Source organism: Bradyrhizobium altum (genome assembly GCF_020889705.1).
Taxonomy (GTDB): domain Bacteria; phylum Pseudomonadota; class Alphaproteobacteria; order Rhizobiales; family Xanthobacteraceae; genus Bradyrhizobium; species Bradyrhizobium altum.
In genome coordinates this window covers 16,616-37,861 of sequence record NZ_JACMYP010000005.1, presented here as the reverse complement: position 1 = coordinate 37,861, position 21,246 = coordinate 16,616, and the positions used below count along the sequence as shown (strand labels likewise).

The following is a 21,246-nucleotide window of genomic DNA, read 5'->3' as shown; positions in this document are numbered from 1 at the left end:
GAAACTCCACCAGGGCAAATCGGAATCGATCCGTCATTTCGACGGGCCTGGATCGGGACAATGACACTTCAGAAGAAACGAGCATTCCACATCGGGAGCGCGAGCTGGCTATTGCTGGGCGCAATGAGTAGCGGCGCGATCGCCCAGGATACGCCGACGCAACTGCCTGACATCACCGTGACGGCGCCGAGCCCGATCCAGCGGCACCGAACCGCGCCGACGCGCACGCCGACTCACGTTGTCCGGGCTGCGCCGAGCCGCAACCGCGAACGCACCGCCGCGGCGCAACCGGCGCCCGCTCCACCGGCGCCGGCACCACAGCAGGGCGTGCTGCCCGTCGTCACCGACCAGTTCGCAACCGTCACCGTGGTGCCCAATGAGGAACTGCGGCGCTCCGGCGGCGCCACGCTCGGCGATTTGCTGTTCTCGAAACCCGGCATCACCGGTTCGAGCTTCGCGCCCGGCGCATCGAGCCGGCCGATCATCCGCGGCCTCGACGTCAATCGCGTCGGCATCGTCGAGAACGGCCTCGGCGGCGGCGGCGCCTCGGATCTCGGCGAAGATCATTTCGTGCCGATCGATCCGTTCTCGACCAACCAGATCGAGGTGGTGCGGGGACCTGCCGCGTTGCGCTACGGCTCGACCTCGATCGGCGGCGTGGTGAGCGCCACCAACAACCGCATTCCCGACGCGATGCCGACCTGCGCGGCGACGCCGTTCCGGAGCTACGGCTTGCCGGTGAAGGCGCCGCTCGCCGATGCCGGCGGCCCGGGCTGCCTCAATGTCGAGACCCGCACCTCGGTGAGCTCGGTCAATCGCGGCGTCGAGGGTGGCATGCTGCTGGACGCCGGCGGCAACAACGTCGCGGTGCATGCCGATGTCTACGGCCGCACCACCAGCGACTACAGCATCCCGAGCTATCCGTATCTGTTTGTGCCCGGCCAGCCGATTAATGGCCGCCAGCCGAACTCCGCCACGCAGTCGGATGGCGCTTCAGTCGGCGCCTCCTATTTCTTCCAGGGCGGCTTTATCGGCGCGGCGATCACCCAGAACGACTCGCTCTACCACATCCCCGGCATCGACGGCGCCGATCACCAGACCCGGATCGACGCGCACCAGACCAAGATCGCCGTCAAGGGCGAGTACCGCCCCGATGCCGCGGCGATCGACGCCGTGCGGTTCTGGGTCGGCGCGACCGACTATCGCCACAACGAGCTCGGCCTCGCCGATCCGACCGACCTGACCAGCGACGGCGTGCGGCAGACTTTTACCAACAAGGAGCAAGAAGCCAGGCTCGAAGTGCAAATGATGCCGTTCAACGCGCGCTTCGCGGCCGTGACGACGGCGTTCGGCCTGCAGGCCGGTCATCAGGAATTGACGGCCCCAAGTCCGGACGATCCAGGCAGCCCGCTCAACGGATTGTGGGACCCTAACAACAACAACAGGGTCGCCGGTTACGTCTTCAATGAGCTGAAATTCAGCGAGACCACCAAGGCGCAGATCGCCGGGCGCATCGAGCACGTCAACCTCTCCGGGACAACGCCGGCATTCATACCTGACGTGTTCGACGTCAACATCGACCCTGCCAGTGTTGGTCCCGCCACGCAGCGCAATCCGCGCTTCACGCCGAAAAGTGCGAGCGTTGGCCTGATCCAGAACCTGCCGTGGGATCTGGTTGCGAGCATTACCGGTCAATACGTGGAACGCGCGCCGAAACCGGCAGAGCTGTTTTCGCGCGGCGCCCATGATGCGACCGCCACCTTCGACATCGGCAATCCCAATCTCGGCATCGAGACGGCAAAATCGATCGAGGTGGGATTACGGCGGGCGACGGGGCCGTTGCGATTCGAACTCACCGGCTACTACACGAAGTTCAACGGCTTTATCTACCGCCAATTGACTGGCAACACGTGCGACAGTGCGGCTTGCGTGGACATAGCCAATCCGGACCAGCTTGAGCTGAACCAGGCGAGATACGCGCAGCGTGACGCGATCTTCCGCGGCGCCGAGTTCCAGAGCCAGCTCGACATCGGCCCGCTCAATGGCGGGATCTGGGGCATCGAGAACCAGTTCGACGTGGTGCGCGCCACCTTCACCGACGGCAGCAACGTGCCGCGGATTCCGCCGGTGCGGCTCGGCGGCGGCGTCTACTGGCGCGACAGCAACTGGTTCACCCGCATCAATCTGGTGCACGCCTTCGCGCAGAGCGACATCGCTGTCATCGGCGAGACCCCGACCGCGGGCTTTAATCTGCTGAATGCGGAGGTCACCTACAACACCAAGCTCAGTCAGTCATGGATCGGCGCGCGCGAGATGACGCTCGGTCTGGTCGGCAACAATCTGCTCAACCAGAACATCCGCAACTCGGTGTCCTACACCAAGGACGAGGTGCTGATGCCGGGCCTCGGCGTGCGGGCCTTCGCCAATCTGAAGTTCTGAGACAAGCGTGTCCCTCTGCCATCAACGGCAGAGGGATCATGCTCTACGTCCGCGCCGTTCAGTGACCGACGACGACTTCGCTGATCTGGATCACCGGCTGCAGATCGGTGTAATTCGGAATGTCGCCCATGATCTCCTGGGCGTGCTTGCCCATGCCGGTCGCGAAAGCCTCAACCGAATCGCAGAAGATGTGGCACATCCCGACATAGGTTGCGGGCGTCCCCGGCGCGCCGCCGGCGAGACCCTTGTCGACGGTGTAGTATTTGCAGGCGTCGCCGAGGCGCGCCTTCACCAGCGGCATGTGCTTGTCGCGATAATACTCGTGATCAAAGCGTGCGCCTGGATTGTTCGGATACATCACACTGACCTTGATCATGGCGCGCACTCTCCCTGTTGATATGACATGCGCCGGTCTTGTCCCGGCGCTTGCCTCAACTGTGCTTCAGTTTCCGATAGCGCGCAACCGTTCCGGGCGACGCTCGCGCGGATGTCAGATCGCCTTGCTCCAGTCCGGCTGGATCGGCCCGGACACGCCCTCGGCAGCGCCGTCGACCAGTTCCATGACAAGCAGGCGACTGTAGTCGACGGGGCCGGGCATCGTCATCCGTCCCTTCGGGACCGGCTTGAAGCCGACCCGCGAATAATACGGCGCGTCACCGACCAGCACGATCAGCCGATGGCCCTTGGCGCGGGCGTCGTTGATCGCACGCTCGAGCAGCGCGCGGCCGACGCCGCGGCTGCGGAACGGCGGCTCGACCGTCAACGGCCCGAGCATCAGGGCCGGCGTATCGCCGATCGTGACCGGGAGTTGGCGCACCGAGCCGACCAGCAGCGTGCCGATCCGCGCCGTGAAGGAGACGTCGAGCAGATGATCGACATGCTCGCGCAACCGGTAGGCGCTGAGCGCGAAGCGGCCGGGCCCGAAGGTGCGCTCGTGCAGGCGCTCGATCGCCTGGGCGTCTTTCGGGGTCTCGGGCAGGATGGTCAGGGACAGTTCTGTCATTGTGGGGCGCGGGATAGCATCTGGCGCGGGCGCGGTCCATCACCGCCATGTCGCCGGCGGCGGCTTGCCCTCGAGCACCTCCGCGATCCGCAGCCGCGTACCGGGGGTGGTGTCATCTGGCAGATCAGCCGGGTCGAAAAAGCCGCAGGCCACGATCTCGCGATTCGGCTCCGGCAGCCGGTCCTGCCGGTAGTTCCTGACGACATAGACCGCGACATGATCGCGCGGCGAGACGTGGCTGTTGTGGAAGATGCCGTGCAACACCGGCGTGCCGTCGAGCTCGATCCGCCCTTCCTCCTCGAGCTCGCGCCGCAGCGCTTCGATAAAACTTTCACCAACCTCGACCCCGCCGCCGGGCAGATACCAGCCCTGGACGTAGCTGTGCTTGACCAGGAACACCTTGTTGTCGGCGTCGAGCACCACGGCGCGGACCCCGAGCGTCATGCTGCGGGCCAGCCGCCAGTAGAGATGAAACACCCACCTGATCTGCGGCTCGTAGCGCTTGCGTAAATCGAGCAGGACCGTCACTGAACCCTCGACATCATGGTGCTTGATCCGTGCTTTGATCCTTGCGCGCCTGCGCAGCTCTTGCCAATACAGGGCAGGACGTTCGGGATAGCACGACATGACCGGCTGCCGGCCACTTTTCACCGACAATCCGAAGGGAATCGCGTGATGGCGGTGTTCCGTCTCGCGCATTTGTCGGATCCGCATCTGCCGCCGCTGCCGGCGGCGCGGCTGCGCGACCTCGCCGGCAAGCGCGCCTTCGGCTACCTGAACTGGACGCGCAACCGTCACAAATATCATCGCCGCGACGTGCTCGACACGCTGGTGTCGGACATGCAGGAACAGCAGCCGGACCACGTCGCCGTGACCGGCGATCTCGTCAATCTGGCGCTGGATGCCGAGTTCAATCCGGCGCGGCAATGGCTCGAGGGTGTCGGCGGTGCCGCCGACGTCACCGTGGTCCCCGGCAATCACGACGCCTACGTGCGCGCGACCCGGCATCGCTTCGTCAGTCACTTCGGCGACTATCTGCGCGGCGACGCCGATGGCGCGGCGTCGCATTTTCCGTTCGTGCGCCGCCGCGGCCCGGTGGCGCTGATCGGCGTCTCCTCGGCGGTGCCGACGCCGCCGCTGATGGCGACCGGCCGGCTCGGCCATGCCCAGCTCACTGCGCTGGATACGATCCTCGCGCAGCTGTCGCGGGAGGAGGCCTTTCGCGTCCTCCTGGTGCATCACCCGCTGCACTCCGACGGGCGCGCCAAACGGCTGACCGATTCGCATCAGCTGCTGGCGCTGCTCAAGCGACACGGCGTCGAGCTGGTGCTGCATGGCCATGACCACATCCATTCGACGATGTGGTTCGACGGCCCCGAGCGGAAGATCCCGGCGATCGGCGTGCCGTCGGCGTCGGCGCTGGCGCGCAAGCACTATCCGGCGGCGGCCTACAATCTGTTCTCGATCGAGCGCGACGGCAATGGCTGGCGCTGCGAGCAAACCGTGCGCGGCCTCGGCGCTCACGACGGCATTCGCGAGCTGAAACAAGTGCGGCTATCCTAATCACCGCCACCGCCGCCGCCACATCCACCGCCGCAGCCGCCTCCGCTGTCGCCGCCACCGCCACCGTCGCCACCACCTCCATCACCGACGCCGTGGCCACCCCCGTCGCCACCATGGCCGCCATGGCTTCCGTCACTGCCGGCATCGCCAAAACCCGCCGACGATCCGTCGATCGACGAGTCGGCGAAATCGCCGCCACAATACGGACTGCTGCCACTGATGCCGCTGCGGCGCAGTGCCTCGCAGTCGGTGTGATAGATGAAGCCGTTCGCGATGCTGAGCTTGGCGTCGAGCGCGAACAACAGCGGCAACCGCGTCGGCCTGACCGGATCGATGTTCTCGTATTTGCAGCAGTACCACCAGACCCGCCGCAGCCCTTCATTACTCCGGCGCCGCTCCTTCACCAGCACGACCGCGGGCGTGTGATGCAGGAAGGATCCGAAGGCCCGGCGGCAGAACGCGTCGTATTCGCGGGTGTAGAGAATGAATTCGTGCCAGAGGTCGTCGGCCGCTTGCGACGGCATCGAGACGTAACGCTTGCCGCTCATCAGATAGGCGAGGAAGAACTGCCGCAGGCCGCGCGACACCAGCGCACTGTCCTTGCGGGCGAAGCCGGGGTGATGCTTCTCGAGCCGGGCCAATAGGCCCGCCGGCCACTTGAAGGTGCGGATATATTCGGCGCGCCGCAGCGTCTGCCATTTGCCGAACAGCACGGCGCTGCCGACCACCGCGGCCGCCGCCAGAATGCCGAAAAATGCCGAGGCGGGAGTTACGACCACGATGCCCCCCGCCGGTCAGCGGCTAGAAGTTCTGCAAGCTCGCCAGCAGCGCGAAGCCGAACAGCGCCAGCCCGCCCAGGATGAAGCCGAGCACGAACATGCCGATCCCGCCGCGGCGCTTCGGCGCCACCACCGGCACCGGCGGCGGAGCCGGCGACTCGGCAACCGGAAGCGGCGTTGCCACCATCGCATGCTCGCGTTCGATCATGCGCCGCGCGACATAGTCGGTGACCGCATCGACCATCACGGCCACGTCGTGCGATTCGGCAAGCACGATGCGGCCGAATCTCGTGTCCTGCACGAAGCGGTAGATGCGCTTGTCGCGGCCCATCAGTACATGCGCGACCACGTCGATCCACAGCCGCGGCGTCTCGCCCTGGCTGATGCCGCGGTCGAACAGATCGACCTTCTCCGGCACCTGCGCAAACAAGGGATCGAGCGCGTCGTTGAGGATCTCGAGCCGAGCCACTTCGGCATCGCGCAACTCGACGACGACGCCGGTGCGATCGGCCGCCTCGATCCGCGCCCGCCGCAGCGCCTCTCGCAGCGTCGGCCGCATCTCGCGCGCCTCGCTGCCGGTGTTCTGCGGATCGGACATGCCTTACGGCCTCGTGGTGACGGGTTGCCTTACCCATTAACCTATCAGCAACCATGACGTCCGCAAAGCACGTTGGTTCCCAAGCACTTAGGTGGCCACTTATCCCCAGATGAAAGATCCCGGCACTGTCCCAAAAGCGGTCGACCCCACCCGGATGAACCGGATGGGGCCGCCGTCCTTGGACGTTTCTTAGCTCAGGTAATTTTGGTGTCAGGCCGAAACCCGGGACGGCTCCTCGACGATCGAGAAGCGCACGCCGGCCTTGTGGCGGCTCTCTTCCGAGACTTCCTTCCAGCACTCTTCGGCTTCCTTGCGGGTCTTGAACGGACCGCGGACCTGGGCCGAGCCTTCGACGAGCTTGTGGAAGTTCATCGAGCCGAACTCGCCGCCGATCACCCAGAAATTGCTGCCCTTGCTCATCGTCAGTCTCCTCTAAAAGTCCTGCTGCCCTTGCTCAGCCGCCTGAATTCTGATCCCCGCGACCTACTCGCCGTATCGACATTCTTGACAGAGCATCGCGAAGCGCGTGTCAGGAGATAAACGCGAAAGCGGGAAGTTCGTACAGACGCCTTGTTTTTTATTGGTGATGTTATGTAACATCTGAACTTGTAATAAATGTCGATTTGTAAATATTGTCACAAAATGGGTCAGTAAGGCTGTCATGCCGGGCGAGTCCGGAAAGAAGCTGTTCGTCGGTCCGCGCTTTCGGCGGATCCGGCAGCAATTGGGGCTGTCGCAGACCCAGATCGCCGAGGGGCTCGGCATCTCGCCCTCCTACATCAACCTGATCGAGCGCAACCAGCGCCCGGTGACCGCGCAGATCCTGCTGCGGCTGGCCGAGACCTACGACCTCGATCTGCGTGACCTCGCCACCGCCGACGAGGACCGCTTCTTCGCGGAACTCAACGAGATCTTCTCCGATCCCCTGTTCCGCCAGATCGACGTGCCGAAGCAGGAACTGCGTGATCTCGCCGAGCTGTGCCCCGGCGTGACGCATGCGCTGCAACGGCTCTACGCCGCCTATACCGAGGCGCGCCGCGGCGAGACGCTGGTGGCGGCGCAGATGGCCGATCGCGAAGGCTCGCAGTTCGACGCCAACCCGATCGAGCGGGTGCGCGACCTGATCGAGGCCAACCGCAACTATTTTCCGGAGCTCGAGACCGCGGCGGAAAATCTGCGCGACGAGCTCAACGTGCCGACCGAAGGCCTGTTCACGGCACTCGCCACGCGCCTGCGCGAAAAACATTCGATCGTCACCCGCGTCATGCCGGTCGACGTGATGCGCGAGACCCTGCGCCGTTTCGACCGCCATCGCCGGCAGTTGCTGATCTCCGAACTGGTCGACAGTGCCGGCCGCAGCTTCCAGCTCGCGCTGCAGATCGGCTTTGTCGAATGCGGCGCCGCGATCGACGCGATCGTTAGCCGCGCCGGCCCGCTCGACGACACCGCGCGCCGGCTGTACCGCATCACGCTCGCCAATTATTTCGCGGCGGCCGCGATGATGCCCTACCAGGCATTTCATTCCGCGGCCGAGGCCCTGAGCTACGACGTCCACGTGCTGGCGCAGCGCTTCAATGCCGGCTTCGAGCAGGTCTGCCACCGCCTCACCACGCTGCAGCGGCCGAACGCGCGCGGCGTGCCGTTCTTCCTGTTGCGCGTCGACAATGCCGGCAACGTGTCGAAGCGGTTTTCCTCGGGCACCTTCCCGTTCTCCAAATTCGGCGGCACCTGCCCGCTCTGGAACGTGCATTCGACCTTCGACATGCCCGACCGCCTGCTGAGCCAGGTGATCGAGCTGCCGGACGGCACGCGCTACTTCTCGATCGCGCAGACGGTGCGGCGGCCGGTAGCGCCCTATCCGCAGCCGCAGCCGCGCTTTGCGATCGGGCTCGGCTGCGAAATCCGTCATGCGGCAAAGCTCGTCTATGCGACCGGCATGGATCTGGAGAAGGTCGAGGGCACGCCGATCGGCGTCAACTGCCGGCTCTGCGAGCGCGAGAACTGCAGCCAGCGTGCCGAGCCGCCGATCACGCGCACCCTGATCCTGGACGAGACCACGCGGCGGGTGTCGTCGTTCGCATTCTCGAATGCGCGGGAGTTGTAGGCTTACATTCAATCCACCGCCGCAAAGGCCTTGCACCAGCCATCCTTGCTGATAGCGCCCTCCACCACCTTGCAGCCGTCGGGCGCGACGAACAGCGTGCACAGCCGGCAGGAATAGATGCCGTTCGGCGTGTCCTGGTATTCCGCTTGCAGCCTGGTCATTCTGTCGGAGGCCGCGGCGGTGCGCAGCAGAAGCGATGCGGGAATTCCTGCGATGGCGGCGCCGACGAAGGCGCGCCGCGAACGCTCGCACTGTTGTTTGGCCATGGTGTTCACCCCATGCGTCGTCGCGGCGAAAGCCGGGACCCGTACTCCGCGACAGGCATTGTAAACGGGACTCGTCGTTCCATCACCGCACAACAATGATCATTTGTGGTTATGGGTCCCGGCCTGCGCCCGAGACGACAGCCAACAGCAGTCCAAATCCCGTCATCCCCAAAGGCTTTGCCTTTGTCGCTGGAGGCGCGAGCGGAGCGAGCCTCGAAGGATGAATCGGCCCGAGAGGAGGCCGTGCATCCTTCGAGACGCGCTTCGCGCTCCTCAGGATGACGGGACTGACTTGATCATACACTCAGTGGCAGGGCCTAGCTCTATCTTCTCGTCATTCCGGGGCAACCCGAAGGGCTGAGCCCGGAATCCATTGCACCACAAGACAAGTGGCGAAATGGATTCCGGGTTCTCGCGGAGCCTGTCATCGGGCGCGCGTTCGCGCGACCCGTTGGCGAGCGCTCAGGTGCGCAATTGCGCACCGGGGAATGACGAAGGAATACGAACGCGCGACCGAACCCGCTCAGGGTTTGCGCAGATTGAGCGAGAAGCGCAGGTTGAGCGGCTGCAACATCTCCGGCGGCGGGGCCTCGCCGACATTGCCGCGCTTCAGGATGGTACGCAGGTCCTCGGTCGCGCCGGCGTCATTGAAGGCCGGAAACGCGACGCGCTCGACGGTGCCGTCCGGATTGAGCCAGGCGCGCACCACGAGCGTCGGCGGCGAGCCGTTCTCCTTGCCGGAATGCTCGATGACCCAGTTGCGGAAGCGATTGGCAACCGTCTCGTCGGCCGCGATCCATTCCTCGAACCGGTATTTCACCAGCTTGGCGAACTGCGCCCATGACGGCGGCGCCTGTTCCGGATTGCGAAAGTTGGCGTCTTGAGCGTGGCCCGGCGCTGGGGACAGGATCAAGAGGCCGAACGAGAGCACGAGCGTGCCCCGCAAGATGAGCATGGTTCTGGACAAGGGTTGACCGCGGACAGCAGGCTGACAAGGCAACGCGAGAATATTAGCGCTTGCAGCAACTAGTCGCTCATTGTTGCAGGCATGTGACGCGTGCCGAGATGCTGGCGGCGCGATGCGCGCGTGACGCAGTGCCGCTCATCTGCGGCCGGTCGTCCTCCTGGAAGCGCACGCCATGCGCGGCAAGAAAGGATTTGGCGTGCACGGCATCGACCGCCAGCACGCGATCGACCGTGGTCCTACGGCTCACCACGCCTTCGACGAGGCCGCGGGAATCCAGCACCGGCGCACCGCTGGTGCCGAAGGTGACATTCGAGCGCAGCACGAGGTGCTCGGGATCGCGCAGGATGGTATCGACGAACGCATTGCCGAGCGATCCGCCATGCGCGAGCATCGGCTTCAGGCGGTCATAGGCCTCGGCAAACACCATGTCGTTGGCAACGGACGTGTTGGCGCGCGGAAATACCGCTGCGAGACCCAGCGTGCGCGGCACCTTGATCAATGCAATGTCGCTCGCGGCCAGCGCCACCACGCGCGCCGCGACGGCCCGGCCCTCCTTGCTGACGACAATCCGGGCGCAATCCGCGACCGCATGCCGCGCGGTCAGCATGTGGCCGAGATCGTCGACAAAGAACGCAGTGCCGTCGAGCCGCTGGCTGGCGGCCGGCGGACCAGTGACGTCACGCGCCAGCGGCTTCGCAGCCTCCATCTGTCGCACTGGTTGAAACGGGGAGAATGGCACCTGCGCCGCCGCGCGTTGCGGCGCGAAGCCAATCAGGCGCAACCGATCGCAATTCCGCAGGCCAGCCGGACCATGCGGACAGGCAATCCCGCGCGCGCTGCCGACGCCGCGCCCAACATCGAAGCCAAGTGATGCACCTTCAGACCCCAACCCGCAGACCCCAAGCGCCTGCCCTTCAACGCCGCCGCGCAAATCGCTTGGCGGCAACGTTTGTAGATACACCGCACTGAAGGGTGGCTGAAGAGGGCTCGACGTACGATGAGGCGCGCCAAAGCGCTTTCGCCCGCAACGCCGTCACGTCGATGCATCAAAATGTGAAACGATGACCTTCCATCATTGCCGTTTCGCAACGGCGGCTGCGACCACATGATTTCAGATATCACATGGAGGTCTCAGATGAACGAGCATGCCAGCAAGACGAGTGTCGCCCCCTCCGCGGGCGCAGATGTGGGCGTGATCGAAACGCTGCTGACCCGAAACCTTCCAGAGGTTTTCGGCGAAGGCAATCCGGTGCGCCGAAGGGCCGCAACTGAAGAGCTCTACACCGCGGACTGCGTGCTCCACGCGCCGCCGGGCGTTCTCGTAGGCCGCGACGCACTCGACAAGTTCGCCGGCGATCTCCGCGCGACGCATCAGCGCACTATGTCTATGCGCCGCATGGCGCGCCGCAGGCGCTGCACAATTCCGGGCGCCTGGCGTGGGGCTCCGGGCCGAAAGGCGAAACACCGGTCCATACCGGCGTGGATTTCATCATCGCGCGGGACGGCAAGCTCGCGGCGCTTTACGTGTATTTGGACTCTCCGCCCTCGTGAGCGGCGGTGGCGTGGTGCCGCGATCGCCGCGCCGAAGACGTGCTGAACGAGGCGGCGGACGTCATGCGACGGCACAACCGGCCGGGGCTATGCGAGCCAGCATGCGCGCGCGACATCCGCCTGAGCGACTGCCCATCCGTTGAACGCGCCCCGGATCTGCGGCGCGCAACGGTCCTCGCCTCCGCGCGGGACGCTGCGAAGCGCCGCCGCGCGCGAGGGACAGCGGTCATCAGATCGATCTGCGCCGCGTTTCGTCGTCCGTGCCCGCTAACTTCCTGGAGGCGAGTAGGCAGCCTTGAGCTTGCTCGCGTGCTGACGCACCACCTTGATCTCGTCCTGCGTGAACAGCCGGACCAGCTTCACATTCTGGATGGCGCCGGACGCGACGACCACGCCGGTGATGGCGGGTGCGACGGTCGGATCCGGCACGTCGAAGATCACCATCACGCCGGGGCCATCGGCCGCCATGCTGTACATCGAAATCAATTTGCCGCCGGCCGTCTCGATCAACTTCTTGGCCGCCTCAAGCCGATTGGTTGTCGGGTTCTCCATGATGCTGTTGATGGAACGTGGCGTGTATTCCCCTGAGAGGCAGAAGTGCATGGCAATCCCTCCACTTGGCTGGGAATGAAAAAAGCGTTCACCCGAGCGCGGCCCGGGCAGAAGAAGATTTCGTACTGAAATGAGGAAGAAGCGGCCTGCCGATGGCCAGTTGCGCTGCCGCTCATTCTCCGGAATTCGGCGTGACCGGTGGCAGCTCGCGCGACAATCTACATCAAACGTCCTGCGAATGAAATCCTGCGGTGCGACGAAATCGCCCGAAGACGCAGACTGAGGGGCAGCGAAGCTGACCTGACGCGCGGCCTGCATCATTCCTTCCAATCGATCATTTCCGGATTCGCCTCCGGTCGTTGCGGCCGGCGCGGTGCCTTGCAAACAGGGGCAATCTGCCTCAGTGTCCCGCGCCTCCCGTCAAGAACAAGAGAAAGAACACTCATGAAGCATCGCGCGCTCGGCCGCTCCGGCATCACCGTCCCTCCCCTCTGCTTCGGCTGCAATGTGTTCGGCTGGACGGTGGACGAGACCGCATCTTTCCGGCTGCTCGACACCGTGCTGGAGCATGGACTGACGTTCCTCGATACGGCCGACGTCTATTCGCGCTGGGTCCCGGGTCATCACGGCGGCGAGTCCGAGACGATCATCGGCAAATGGATGAAGGCGCGCGGCAACCGCAACCGCATCATCCTCGCCACCAAGGTCGGCATGGACATGGGAGACGGCAATGTCGGCCTGAAGCCGGACTACATCGCGCGCGCCGTCGAGGACTCGCTGCGGCGGCTGCAGACCGACCACATCGATCTCTACCAGTCCCATAAGGACGATGAGACCACACCGCAGGAAGAAACGCTCGCGGCCTATGACAAATTGATCAAGGCCGGCAAGATCAGGGCGATCGGCGCCTCGAATTTCTCGGCGGAGCGGCTCAAGAGCGCGCTGGATATTTCCAGGGCGAATGGGCTGCCGCGCTACGAGAGCATGCAGCCCGAATACAGCCTGGCGGAGCGGTCGAGCTATGAGGGCGCGCTGCAACGCGTCTGCGAAGAGAACGACGTCGGCGTGATCACGTTCTTCTCCCTCGCCGCAGGATTCCTGACCGGCAAATATCGCTCGGAGAGCGACTTCACCAAGAGCCCGCGCGGCGCGCGCAGCATTCCAAAATACATGAACCCGCGCGGCATGCGGATCCTCGCCGGCCTCGACGAGGTCGCCGCGGAGACTCACGCAGAGCCGGCCGCGGTTGCGCTCGCCTGGCTGATGGCCAAGCCCGGCATCACCGCACCGATAGCGAGCGCAACCAAGCCCGAGCAGGTCGCGACGCTTGTCGCGGCGGCGAAGCTCGAGCTGAACAAGGGGCAGGTTGAGCGGCTGGACGCCGCGAGCGCGTAGCGGCCGACTTCACCTCGCCCCGCGTGCGGCAGGGCTATCGCATATGGCCTGCCTCCGCAGGGGCGCACTGCCAAAATATTGAAAACAACCCCATGCAAAGTAGCCGGCCGCGTGCCGGCATTCGACACGGCAACTTGACATGTCGGGCAAATCAGCGGCATTATTCTATTATCCAGAAACTACGCAGGCGCGCCTCACCCCGCGCGATGGGACGTGGCCGTAGCCATATGCAATTGCCCTGCCGCGTGCGGGGGAGAGGTCGGAATGCATCGCCAGTTGCATTCCGGGTGAGGGGGAGCCTCCGCGAATGCAGCTATCGCCGTAACTGCGGAGACAGCCCTCACCCGTAAAAACGGGGAACGGGAGCGGACCGGGCTTTGCGGCGACTATTTCACCCCGCCTAACCCCACGGCCCGCGCTGGCCCGATGCTCCGCCCCACGGGCTGCGCGGCGGAGTGCCGGCGCCGGCCGGGCGTGGCGCCGTTTGGGTGCCGAGCTCGGCGGCGAGCTGCTGCAGCGCGGCGATGCGGTTCGCGGTCGAGGGGTGGGTGGCGAACAGATTGTCGACACCGTGGCCCGACAGCGGGTTGACGATGAACATGTGCGCGGTGGCCGGATTGCGCTCCGCTTCCATGTTCGGGACCTGATGCGCGGCGTTCTCGATCTTCGCGAGCGCGGACGCGAGCCACATCGGCTGGCCGACGATGCGTGCGCCGAAATTGTCGGCGGCGTATTCACGGGTGCGGCTGATCGCCATCTGCACCAGCATGGCGCCGAGCGGTGCCAGGATCATCATCGCGATCGAGCCGACGATGCCCGGGCCGTTGTTGTTGCGGTTGCCGCCGAAGAACATGCCGAACTGCGCCAGCATCGAGATCGCGCCGGCGATCGTCGCGGTGATCGTCATGGTCAGCGTGTCGTGATGCTTGATATGCGCGAGCTCGTGCGCGATCACGCCGGCGAGCTCCTCACGGCTGAGCTGCTGCATCAATCCAGTGGTAACGGCGACCGCCGCATTCTCCGGATTGCGGCCGGTCGCGAATGCATTCGGCTGCGCCTCGTCCATCACGAACACGCGCGGCATCGGCAGCGCGGCGCGCTGCGCGAGCTCGGCGACGAGATTGGTGAGGTCCGGCGCCGAACGCGCATCGATCTGATGGGCGCCGTACATCGACAGCACCATGCGGTCGGAATTCCAGTAGGTGAACAGATTTGTCGCAACCGCAACGATCAGCGCGATCACGGCGCCGGTGCCGCCGCCGATCAGATAGCCGACGCCCATGAACAGCGCAGTGAGGCCGGCAAGCAGGAGCGCGGTGCGGAAATAGTTCATCGTGGTTCCCTCACGGCGAGCGGAATGCTGCCACAACTGACGCCGCTGAGGTAGGGATTTTGCCGCTGAAGGAAGGCGTGCGTCGCAGCGACGCGGCGCGGATTAACGATTGGTCATGTCGGTTGCCGTAGCCCGGATGAGTCCGTAGCCCCCGAAGCCCAATTGGTCTAACAGGCCTCCCCCCGTTGTTGCCCGGTGTCGCCCTGGTGTATGCAGGATGTGCCTTGATCCCCCTATCCCAGCCGGTGACATCGATGCCAGCATCCTCCCTTCGCGCCCCGATCATGTTCGCAGCGATCGCGGGAGTGCTGGCGCTCTCCTCCCCTGCATTGGCGCAGCAGCCGCTGCCCAATCCCGCAGGCTCCGCCCCGGTCAGGCCGCGCCCGGCCGCGGTGGCCTCGCCAAGGGCTGCGTCCTGCCACAACGGGCAGAGCTTCGATCGCTTCCTCGCCGAGCTGAAGCAGAAGGCGGCCGCCGCCGGCGTCTCGCAGCGCACGATCGCGGAGGCCGCGCCCTACCTGGTTTACGACCAGGGCATCGTCAACCGCGACCGCGGCCAGCGCGTGTTCGGGCAGATCTTCACCCAGTTCGCCGGCCGCATGGCTGCGAACTACCGGATGCAGCAGGGCCAGCAATACATCCGGACCTACGCGGCCGCGTTCGCGCGCGCCGAGAAGGAGTATGGCGTGCCGCCGGCGGTGATCGCCGCGTTCTGGGGACTGGAGAGCGACTTCGGCGTCCAGATGGGCAATCTGCCGACGCTGAAATCGCTGGTGTCGCTGGCCTATGATTGCCGCCGCTCGGAGATGTTCCAGGGCGAGACCATCGCGGCGCTGAAGATCATCGAGCGCGGCGACCTGACGCCCGACGAGATGATTGGCTCGTGGGCGGGCGAGCTCGGCCAGACGCAATTTTTGCCGACGCACTATTTCAACTATGCCGTCGACTATGACGGCGACGGCCATCGCAATCTGCTCGCCAGCGGCCCCGACGTGATCGGCTCGACCGCAAATTACGTCGCCAACGGATTGAAGTGGCGGCGCGGTGAGCCGTGGCTGCAGGAGGTGCGCGTGCCGCAGGCTGCGAATTTTCCTTGGGACCAGGCCGACCTCACCATCAAGCTGCCGCGCTCGAAATGGGCAGCGCTCGGCGTCACCTTGACCGACGGCAAGCCGCTCGCCAATGACGAGATGCCGGCCTCGCTGCTGCTGCCGATGGGCCGGATGGGACCAGCCTTCCTCGCTTATCCAAACTTCGCCGCCTACACCGAGTGGAATAACTCGCTGATCTACTCGACCACCGCCGGCTATCTCGCCGGCCGCATCGCGGGCGCACCGCCGATGCAGCGGCCGCACGCACCGGTCGCGCAACTGCCGTTCAACGAAATCAAGGAGCTGCAATCGCTGCTGGCGCGCGCCGGCTACGATGTCGGCAAGATCGACGGCGTGCTCGGCCAGGCGAGCCGCAGCGCGGTGAAAGCGATGCAAATGAAATACGGCCTGCCGGCGGACTCCTGGCCGACCGCGGAGCTTTTGGCGCGGATGCGCGGCGGTGGCCGCACGCAGCCGGCCGCGGACGCCGCGATGCCGCCGACGCGGTAGGGATGTCGTCGGGCTTTCTGCGTACCTAGCAGTGCTTTTGAACCGTCACGCTGAGGAGCGCGTAGCGCGTCTCGAAGGGCCGACGGCCACCAGTAGCGGTCTCGCTGCTCAATTTCCGTAGCCCCGGATGGAGCGAAGCGAAATCCGGGAGGACAACCGACGCGGCCCCCGGATCGGACTGCGCTCCATCCGGGCTACGCAGACTCTGGTGATCCGTCATCCTGAGGTGCGAGCGGAGCGAGCCTCAAAGGATGAATCGGCCACATCGGGGCCGTGCATCCTTCGAGGCTCGCCGAAGAGGCTCGCACCTCAGGATGACGGGACTTAGAGCGGCACCGCGAGAAATAATTGACCAAGTGTTACAGACGTCCGCAGTTGTATTCTTCCCTTCGCGGCCCCATGTGCAGCATCGCCGTTCGGCAGATCCGGATTTCATCAGAACAAAGAGCATCCACATGTCCTTTTATGACGCCGTCGTCCCCGCGTACTTGCAGATCCTCAACAGCCTCACCGGCGAGCTGACCAAGGCCGAGGCGCATTGCGAAGCGAAGAAGATCGCGCCCGAGGTGCTGCTGGGATCGCGGCTCTATGCGGACATGCTGCCGCTGACCAAGCAGGTGCAACTGGTCTGCGATCACGCCGCACGCGGCTGCGCGCGGCTGACGCATAGCGAGGTGCCGTCGACGCCCGACACCGAGAAGAGCTTCGGCGAACTGAAGCAGCGGCTGGCGAAGACGATCGACTATGTGAAATCGTTCAAGCCGGAGCAGTTCGACGGCGCCGACGCCAAGGACGTCACCTTCCCGATCGGCGCAGATCGAACCATGACCCTGAAGGGCCAGCAATTCGTCAGCGCCTTCTCGTTTCCGAACTTCTACTTCCACGCCGTCACCGCGCACGGCATCCTGCGCCACAACGGTGTCGAGATCGGCAAGCGCGACTTCCTCGGCGTCAGCTGACGCGATATTCCCCGCGGCGGGATTTTCTCACCTCTCGCCAAGGCTTCGGCGCGACAAGTCGCCTCGCACGCACAGCCGTGCTACTGCTCCCTGACAACAACAAGACGTCAGGGAGCACGCCATGCCGACGACCCACGCACCGAAAGCCATCGATCCGTCCGCCTCGCTGCATGCGGAATCGCTGGGGCTGGCGAAGAACCACGGCCGCCTCACCGGACGGCGCATCATCGTGGTCGGTGCGGGACAGCGCACAACCGTGGATGAAGCGCCGCCGATCGGCAATGGGCGCGCCATGAGCGTGCTGTTCGCGCGCGAGGGCGCCGCGGTCGCCTGCCTCGACGTCAACAAGGACGCCGCCGACGACACCGTCGCGCAGATCACAGGCGAAGGCGGCACGGCCTTCACGGATGTGGTCGATGTCTCCGACGTCGCGGCGATCGCGCCCGCGGTCGAACGCTGCGCGCAAAAGCTCGGCGGGCTCGACGGGCTGGCGCTGAATGTCGGCATTTCCTCCGGCCTGTCGCTGCCCAAGATGACGGCCGAGGCCTGGGACCGCGACTACGCCGTCAATGTGCGCAGCCACATGCTGTTTGCGCAGCAGGCGCTCGAGGTGATGGCGCCGGGCGGCGCGATCATCCTGATCTCCTCGATGGCGAGCCAGCGCGCCGGCGGCCGCAACCCGGCCTATGAATCCTCCAAGGCGGCGCAGATCGCGCTCGGACGGGCGATCGCGCGGGCCGGCGAGGACAAGGGCATTCGCTGCAATGTGATCGCGCCCGGCTTCATGGATACGCCGATGGGCCGAGATGCCAGCCGCAGGCGATCGGACCGCGCCGTGACAGTGCCTTTCGGCCGCCAGGGCACCGGCTGGGAGGTCGCCTATACTGCGCTGTTCCTGATTTCGAATGAATCCTCCTATGTGAACGCGCACACTTTGTTCCTCGATGCCGGCCACATGGGCGGAATTGTGCGCGGCTAGCCTGCAAACTGGGCATATCCCGGCCATTGCGCTCGTCGCGGCAATGCACAAATCTCCCTCATCGATCATTGTCTGGAACCGTTTCACATGAGCCAACCGACCAAACTTCTCGAGCCCTACAAGCTTGGCCCGCTGACGCTGCCGAACCGCTTCGTGATGGCGCCGCTGACGCGCAACCGCGCGGTGCCGCCCGGCATGGTGCCAAACCCGCTCGCGGTGGACTATTACGGCCAGCGCGCTTCCGCCGGCCTTCTGATCACCGAGGCGAGCCAGGTCTCGCAGCAGGGCCAGGGCTATCAGGACACGCCCGGCATCTATTCGAAGGAACAGGTCGCGGCCTGGCGCAAGGTCACCGATCGCGTGCATGAGCGCGGTGGCCACATCTTCATCCAGCTCTGGCATGTCGGCCGTATTTCGCACACCTCGCTGCAGCCGAACGGCGGCGCGCCGGTGGCGCCGAGCGCAATCCGCGCCAAGACCAAGACCTTCGTGAACGGCACCTTCGCCGACGTGTCCGAGCCGCGCGCGCTCGAACTGTCGGAAATCCCGGGGATCATCGAGGACTTCAAGCGCGGCACCGCGAATGCGCTGGCGGCCGGCTTCGACGGCGTCGAGATCCATGGCGCCAACGGCTATTTGCTCGACCAGTTCGCCAGGGACAGCAGCAACAAGCGCACCGACGCCTATGGCGGTTCGATCGAGAAACGCGCCCAGCTGATGCTGGAGGTCTCCAAGGTCGTCGCCAAGGAGGCCGGCGCCGAGCGTACCGGCATCCGCATCTCGCCGGTGACGCCGGCCAACGACGTCTCCGACAGCAATCCGCAGCCGCTGTTCGACTACATCGTTGACCAGCTCAATGCGCTGAAGCTGACCTATGTCCACGTCATCGAGGGCGCGACCGGCGGCCCGCGCGACATCGCACCGTTCGACTACGCCTCGCTGCGCAAGCGCTTCAAGCAGACCTATGTCGCCAACAACGGCTACGACTTCGCGCTGGCGGAGAAGGTGCTGGAGGCAGGTGCTGCCGACCTGATCGCGTTCGGCAAGCCGTTCATCTCGAATCCCGATCTGGTCGAGCGGCTCAAGGCCGGCGCCCCGCTCAACGACTGGGACAAGGCGACCTTCTACGGCGGCGGCGCCAAGGGCTACACCGATTATCCGTCGCTGAAGGCGACCGAGGCGGCGGAGTAAGGCCTCGCTTCCTCATCATCGTCATTGCGAGCGGAGCGAAGCAATCCATGGAACCGCATACGTGGAAGCATGGATTGCTTCGTCGCTATTGCTCCTCGCAATGACGGAAGGCAACAAGGCCGGGATCGCTCCCCGGCCTTTGTTCGTTGCGTGCCGTGCTCCGGATTCTTATGCCCATGCAGATGCGCGCGGCAGCCGGCGACTCCGCGCCGCGGTAAGCGCTGGTCATGATCTCCGGCGCCGCATAGCATGGACCGTAACGAGCTAACCTGAAGACGGTCGCGCACGGGAATGAGCAAGGACAACGCCGAGGATATCGTTCGACGCGCCACCGCCGCATTCAACGGCGGCCGGCATGGCGAGGCGATCGAGCTCTGCGAGCGCGGCCTCGCGCGCCAGCCCGGCGAGCCGATGCTGAGCCATCTGCTCGCTGCCGTATTGTTCGCCAAAGGCGAGATCGCGCCGGCCCGCAGGCATATCGAGACCAGCCTGGCGCGGCGCCCGGACAATGCGGGGGCGCGGCTGCTCGCGGCGCGCCTCGCCCGCAGCGGCGGCGAATTCGACGCCGCACTGACGCATCTCGACCGCGCCGTCGCACTCAAGCCGCAACGCGAAGCCTTCGTCGAGAAGGCACGCACGCTGGAGCTGGCCGGCCGCAAGGCACAGGCCCGCGAGGCCTGGGAGGCGATCCTCAAGGCCATCCCGGAGCATCAGGAAGCCAACGCAAGACTTGGCCGGCTGGCCTGGGAGGATGGCGACCTCGTCGCTGCGGTGAGCTTGCTCGAGCGCGCTGTTGCAAGCGCGGCGCCGGCCTCGGTGTGGTTCGATCTCGGTGTCGCAAAGCAGGATTTGCGCGATCACGACGGCGCCGCACGCGCCTATCGCAAGGCGCTCGAGATCAAGCCGGATTACGCCGAAGCGGCACTCAATCTGGGGATCACGCTGCAGGAGAGCGGCGAGCCCGACGCCGCGATGCAGGCCTTCGCGCGCGCCTATGCCTTGCGGCCACACCTGTTCGGATCGATCGCGATGGCGCTGACCTCGGCCCCGCACGGCCGGCTGTGGCTCGATGAGCGCGCGCTGCGCGCAGCGCTAGGTCACTAGCCGGCCGCGCGTGGCGCGGAAATGCTTGCGATAGACGTTGGGTGCGGCCAACACCTCGCCGACGACCTTCGAATAGGCTTCGCGATGCGCGTCGTCGAAGGCTTCGAACACCAGTTCGGGGGCCCCGCGCGGCACCGCGAAGCATTGCACGACCGGCGTCCCTTTCGGCAACACACCGGCAAAATCAGGCTGGGTCCAGACCGCCGGGAAATTGATGCCGCCGTCGTGAAACCGGTCGGCATCGACCAGCCCCGAGATCACGCGGAACGGCAGGTCGTCGCGATTGACCGGATGGGTCGCGAACAGCGACCAGCCCGGCTCGAGCTCGATGGTCCAGAAGCTGTTGAATTTCAGCGCAGCCTGCCCGTTGGCGAACGGCGCGCCGGCGAACTGCGCGACGGGATGGAAGCTGAGCGGCGCGCGCGGATGGCCCTGCGTTGCGGGCTCCGGAATGTCCCAGTCCCAGGCGAAGGCGCCGCGTTCGACCCTGACATCGCAGGGCAGCGGGATCATGACCCCATGAGCCATCGCATCGACGAAGGGCGGGCATTGCTTGACCGTGCGGATCTCGCGGTCGTGGATGTCGGAATGCGCCTTCGCCGGCATCGCGCGCAGCCAATCGGGCAACGCAGTGCGGGCCGGGAACGGCCGCGGCAGATGATCGGCGAGCCGCGGATCGCAGCGAAAAGTCATGCGCATGAGGAAACTCCGGAGGTCATGATGCGATGACAAGGAGACGCATATGACCTCATCGCGTCATTTGAGCACAATCCTGAACCGGTCTCCACCGCTGTCGGCCCAGCAAAAAAGGCCGGGATTGCTCCCGGCCTTTTGCAGTTTGCGGATGGCGTGGGCTGGTACG

General features: G+C 65.3%; 21 protein-coding genes. 9 read left to right on the top strand and 12 right to left on the bottom strand.

From position 1 onward, the window contains the following. The first annotated feature begins 60 nt into the window (after window positions 1-60). Window positions 61-2,439, top strand: coding sequence for a TonB-dependent receptor (locus H8B02_RS03190; RefSeq protein ID WP_229164823.1), 2,379 nt, complete (start codon window positions 61-63; stop codon window positions 2,437-2,439). Window positions 2,440-2,497: 58 nt separating this feature from the next. Here the strand turns inward: H8B02_RS03190 and H8B02_RS03185 are convergent, their stop codons facing one another. The 3 genes from H8B02_RS03185 to H8B02_RS03175 form a co-directional block, all read right to left on the bottom strand. Next, the gene (locus H8B02_RS03185; protein ID WP_229164822.1) at window positions 2,498-2,815 is read right to left on the bottom strand and encodes an EthD family reductase; all 318 of its coding nucleotides are present in this window, start codon (window positions 2,813-2,815) and stop codon (window positions 2,498-2,500) included. A 114-nt stretch (window positions 2,816-2,929) separates the two neighbouring features. After that, the gene (locus tag H8B02_RS03180) at window positions 2,930-3,442 is read right to left on the bottom strand and encodes a GNAT family N-acetyltransferase (protein ID WP_207835642.1); all 513 of its coding nucleotides are present in this window, start codon (window positions 3,440-3,442) and stop codon (window positions 2,930-2,932) included. A 39-nt stretch (window positions 3,443-3,481) separates the two neighbouring features. Then, the gene (locus H8B02_RS03175; protein ID WP_229164821.1) at window positions 3,482-3,970 is read right to left on the bottom strand and encodes an NUDIX domain-containing protein; all 489 of its coding nucleotides are present in this window, start codon (window positions 3,968-3,970) and stop codon (window positions 3,482-3,484) included. A 147-nt stretch (window positions 3,971-4,117) separates the two neighbouring features. Here H8B02_RS03175 and H8B02_RS03170 point away from each other — a divergent pair, with 147 nt between their 5' ends. Further along, the gene (locus tag H8B02_RS03170; RefSeq protein WP_229164820.1) at window positions 4,118-5,005 is read left to right on the top strand and encodes a metallophosphoesterase family protein; all 888 of its coding nucleotides are present in this window, start codon (window positions 4,118-4,120) and stop codon (window positions 5,003-5,005) included. Here H8B02_RS03170 and H8B02_RS03165 read toward each other — a convergent pair. The 3 genes from H8B02_RS03165 to H8B02_RS03155 all read right to left on the bottom strand — a co-directional run bounded on the left by H8B02_RS03165 (window position 5,002) and on the right by H8B02_RS03155 (window position 6,802). Then, complete coding sequence (locus H8B02_RS03165; protein ID WP_229164819.1) at window positions 5,002-5,784, bottom strand: glycine-rich domain-containing protein; 783 nt, start codon at window positions 5,782-5,784, stop codon at window positions 5,002-5,004. The two genes, H8B02_RS03170 and H8B02_RS03165, sit on opposite strands and share 4 nt — an antisense overlap. Window positions 5,785-5,806: 22 nt before the next feature. Further along, a complete protein-coding gene (locus H8B02_RS03160) occupies window positions 5,807-6,382 on the bottom strand; it encodes a hypothetical protein (RefSeq protein WP_229164818.1) in 576 nt (191 codons plus the stop codon). Window positions 6,383-6,592: 210 nt separating this feature from the next. Further along, window positions 6,593-6,802: a DUF4170 domain-containing protein gene (locus H8B02_RS03155; RefSeq protein ID WP_016839740.1), complete on the bottom strand. Its 210-nt coding sequence runs from the start codon at window positions 6,800-6,802 to the stop codon at window positions 6,593-6,595. Window positions 6,803-7,043: 241 nt separating this feature from the next. Here H8B02_RS03155 and H8B02_RS03150 point away from each other — a divergent pair, with 241 nt between their 5' ends. Continuing rightward, the gene (locus tag H8B02_RS03150) at window positions 7,044-8,486 is read left to right on the top strand and encodes a helix-turn-helix domain-containing protein (RefSeq protein WP_229164817.1); all 1,443 of its coding nucleotides are present in this window, start codon (window positions 7,044-7,046) and stop codon (window positions 8,484-8,486) included. An 8-nt stretch (window positions 8,487-8,494) separates the two neighbouring features. Here the strand turns inward: H8B02_RS03150 and H8B02_RS03145 are convergent, their stop codons facing one another. The 4 genes from H8B02_RS03145 to H8B02_RS03130 form a co-directional block, all read right to left on the bottom strand. Next, the gene (locus tag H8B02_RS03145; protein ID WP_229164816.1) at window positions 8,495-8,752 is read right to left on the bottom strand and encodes an iron oxidase; all 258 of its coding nucleotides are present in this window, start codon (window positions 8,750-8,752) and stop codon (window positions 8,495-8,497) included. A gap of 523 nt (window positions 8,753-9,275) precedes the next feature. Then, complete coding sequence (locus tag H8B02_RS03140) at window positions 9,276-9,707, bottom strand: hypothetical protein (RefSeq protein WP_229164815.1); 432 nt, start codon at window positions 9,705-9,707, stop codon at window positions 9,276-9,278. A 79-nt stretch (window positions 9,708-9,786) separates the two neighbouring features. Beyond that, the gene (locus H8B02_RS03135; RefSeq protein ID WP_229164814.1) at window positions 9,787-10,425 is read right to left on the bottom strand and encodes a S1 family peptidase; all 639 of its coding nucleotides are present in this window, start codon (window positions 10,423-10,425) and stop codon (window positions 9,787-9,789) included. A gap of 1,112 nt (window positions 10,426-11,537) precedes the next feature. Then, window positions 11,538-12,140: a GYD domain-containing protein gene (locus H8B02_RS03130; RefSeq protein WP_229164813.1), complete on the bottom strand. Its 603-nt coding sequence runs from the start codon at window positions 12,138-12,140 to the stop codon at window positions 11,538-11,540. Window positions 12,141-12,266: 126 nt separating this feature from the next. On the opposite strand from H8B02_RS03130, the gene H8B02_RS03125 reads away from it, so the two are divergent. After that, on the top strand, window positions 12,267-13,217 hold the full coding sequence (locus H8B02_RS03125) for an aldo/keto reductase (protein ID WP_229164812.1): 951 nt from the start codon (window positions 12,267-12,269) through the stop codon (window positions 13,215-13,217). A gap of 400 nt (window positions 13,218-13,617) precedes the next feature. On the opposite strand, the gene htpX is transcribed toward H8B02_RS03125, so the two are convergent. Then, window positions 13,618-14,550 carry a zinc metalloprotease HtpX gene (gene htpX / locus H8B02_RS03120; protein ID WP_229164811.1) on the bottom strand — a complete coding sequence of 311 codons (933 nt, stop codon included), beginning with the start codon at window positions 14,548-14,550 and terminating at the stop codon, window positions 13,618-13,620. A gap of 254 nt (window positions 14,551-14,804) precedes the next feature. Between htpX and H8B02_RS03115 the strand changes: the two genes are divergently transcribed. The 5 genes from H8B02_RS03115 (at window position 14,805) to H8B02_RS03095 (ending at window position 20,384) form a co-directional block, all read left to right on the top strand. After that, on the top strand, window positions 14,805-16,151 hold the full coding sequence (locus H8B02_RS03115) for a lytic murein transglycosylase (RefSeq protein ID WP_229164810.1): 1,347 nt from the start codon (window positions 14,805-14,807) through the stop codon (window positions 16,149-16,151). Between the two features lie 455 nt (window positions 16,152-16,606). After that, complete coding sequence (locus tag H8B02_RS03110) at window positions 16,607-17,110, top strand: DUF1993 domain-containing protein (protein WP_176533184.1); 504 nt, start codon at window positions 16,607-16,609, stop codon at window positions 17,108-17,110. Between the two features lie 121 nt (window positions 17,111-17,231). Next, window positions 17,232-18,089 carry an SDR family NAD(P)-dependent oxidoreductase gene (locus H8B02_RS03105; RefSeq protein WP_229164809.1) on the top strand — a complete coding sequence of 286 codons (858 nt, stop codon included), beginning with the start codon at window positions 17,232-17,234 and terminating at the stop codon, window positions 18,087-18,089. A gap of 87 nt (window positions 18,090-18,176) precedes the next feature. Beyond that, window positions 18,177-19,280 (top strand): alkene reductase, encoded by a 1,104-nt coding sequence (locus H8B02_RS03100; protein ID WP_229164808.1) that lies wholly within the window; start codon window positions 18,177-18,179, stop codon window positions 19,278-19,280. A 291-nt stretch (window positions 19,281-19,571) separates the two neighbouring features. Then, window positions 19,572-20,384 carry a tetratricopeptide repeat protein gene (locus H8B02_RS03095; RefSeq protein WP_229164807.1) on the top strand — a complete coding sequence of 271 codons (813 nt, stop codon included), beginning with the start codon at window positions 19,572-19,574 and terminating at the stop codon, window positions 20,382-20,384. Here the strand turns inward: H8B02_RS03095 and H8B02_RS03090 are convergent. Next, window positions 20,373-21,083, bottom strand: a complete 711-nt coding sequence (locus H8B02_RS03090) for a hypothetical protein (RefSeq protein ID WP_229164806.1) — start codon at window positions 21,081-21,083, stop codon at window positions 20,373-20,375. The two genes, H8B02_RS03095 and H8B02_RS03090, sit on opposite strands and share 12 nt — an antisense overlap. Between the last annotated feature and the right edge of the window lie 163 nt (window positions 21,084-21,246).

Coding starts and splice junctions, on each gene's coding strand:
- H8B02_RS03190 (WP_229164823.1), top strand. CDS start 61: ATGACACTTCAGAAGAAACGAGCATTCCACATCGGGAGCGCGAGCTGG.
- H8B02_RS03185 (WP_229164822.1), bottom strand. CDS start 2,815: ATGATCAAGGTCAGTGTGATGTATCCGAACAATCCAGGCGCACGCTTT.
- H8B02_RS03180 (WP_207835642.1), bottom strand. CDS start 3,442: ATGACAGAACTGTCCCTGACCATCCTGCCCGAGACCCCGAAAGACGCC.
- H8B02_RS03170 (WP_229164820.1), top strand. CDS start 4,118: ATGGCGGTGTTCCGTCTCGCGCATTTGTCGGATCCGCATCTGCCGCCG.
- H8B02_RS03160 (WP_229164818.1), bottom strand. CDS start 6,382: ATGTCCGATCCGCAGAACACCGGCAGCGAGGCGCGCGAGATGCGGCCG.
- H8B02_RS03155 (WP_016839740.1), bottom strand. CDS start 6,802: ATGAGCAAGGGCAGCAATTTCTGGGTGATCGGCGGCGAGTTCGGCTCG.
- H8B02_RS03150 (WP_229164817.1), top strand. CDS start 7,044: ATGCCGGGCGAGTCCGGAAAGAAGCTGTTCGTCGGTCCGCGCTTTCGG.
- H8B02_RS03145 (WP_229164816.1), bottom strand. CDS start 8,752: ATGGCCAAACAACAGTGCGAGCGTTCGCGGCGCGCCTTCGTCGGCGCC.
- H8B02_RS03140 (WP_229164815.1), bottom strand. CDS start 9,707: ATGCTCATCTTGCGGGGCACGCTCGTGCTCTCGTTCGGCCTCTTGATC.
- H8B02_RS03135 (WP_229164814.1), bottom strand. CDS start 10,425: ATGGAGGCTGCGAAGCCGCTGGCGCGTGACGTCACTGGTCCGCCGGCC.
- H8B02_RS03130 (WP_229164813.1), bottom strand. CDS start 12,140: ATGCAGGCCGCGCGTCAGGTCAGCTTCGCTGCCCCTCAGTCTGCGTCT.
- H8B02_RS03125 (WP_229164812.1), top strand. CDS start 12,267: ATGAAGCATCGCGCGCTCGGCCGCTCCGGCATCACCGTCCCTCCCCTC.
- htpX (WP_229164811.1), bottom strand. CDS start 14,550: ATGAACTATTTCCGCACCGCGCTCCTGCTTGCCGGCCTCACTGCGCTG.
- H8B02_RS03115 (WP_229164810.1), top strand. CDS start 14,805: ATGCCAGCATCCTCCCTTCGCGCCCCGATCATGTTCGCAGCGATCGCG.
- H8B02_RS03110 (WP_176533184.1), top strand. CDS start 16,607: ATGTCCTTTTATGACGCCGTCGTCCCCGCGTACTTGCAGATCCTCAAC.
- H8B02_RS03105 (WP_229164809.1), top strand. CDS start 17,232: ATGCCGACGACCCACGCACCGAAAGCCATCGATCCGTCCGCCTCGCTG.
- H8B02_RS03100 (WP_229164808.1), top strand. CDS start 18,177: ATGAGCCAACCGACCAAACTTCTCGAGCCCTACAAGCTTGGCCCGCTG.
- H8B02_RS03095 (WP_229164807.1), top strand. CDS start 19,572: ATGAGCAAGGACAACGCCGAGGATATCGTTCGACGCGCCACCGCCGCA.
- H8B02_RS03090 (WP_229164806.1), bottom strand. CDS start 21,083: ATGCGCATGACTTTTCGCTGCGATCCGCGGCTCGCCGATCATCTGCCG.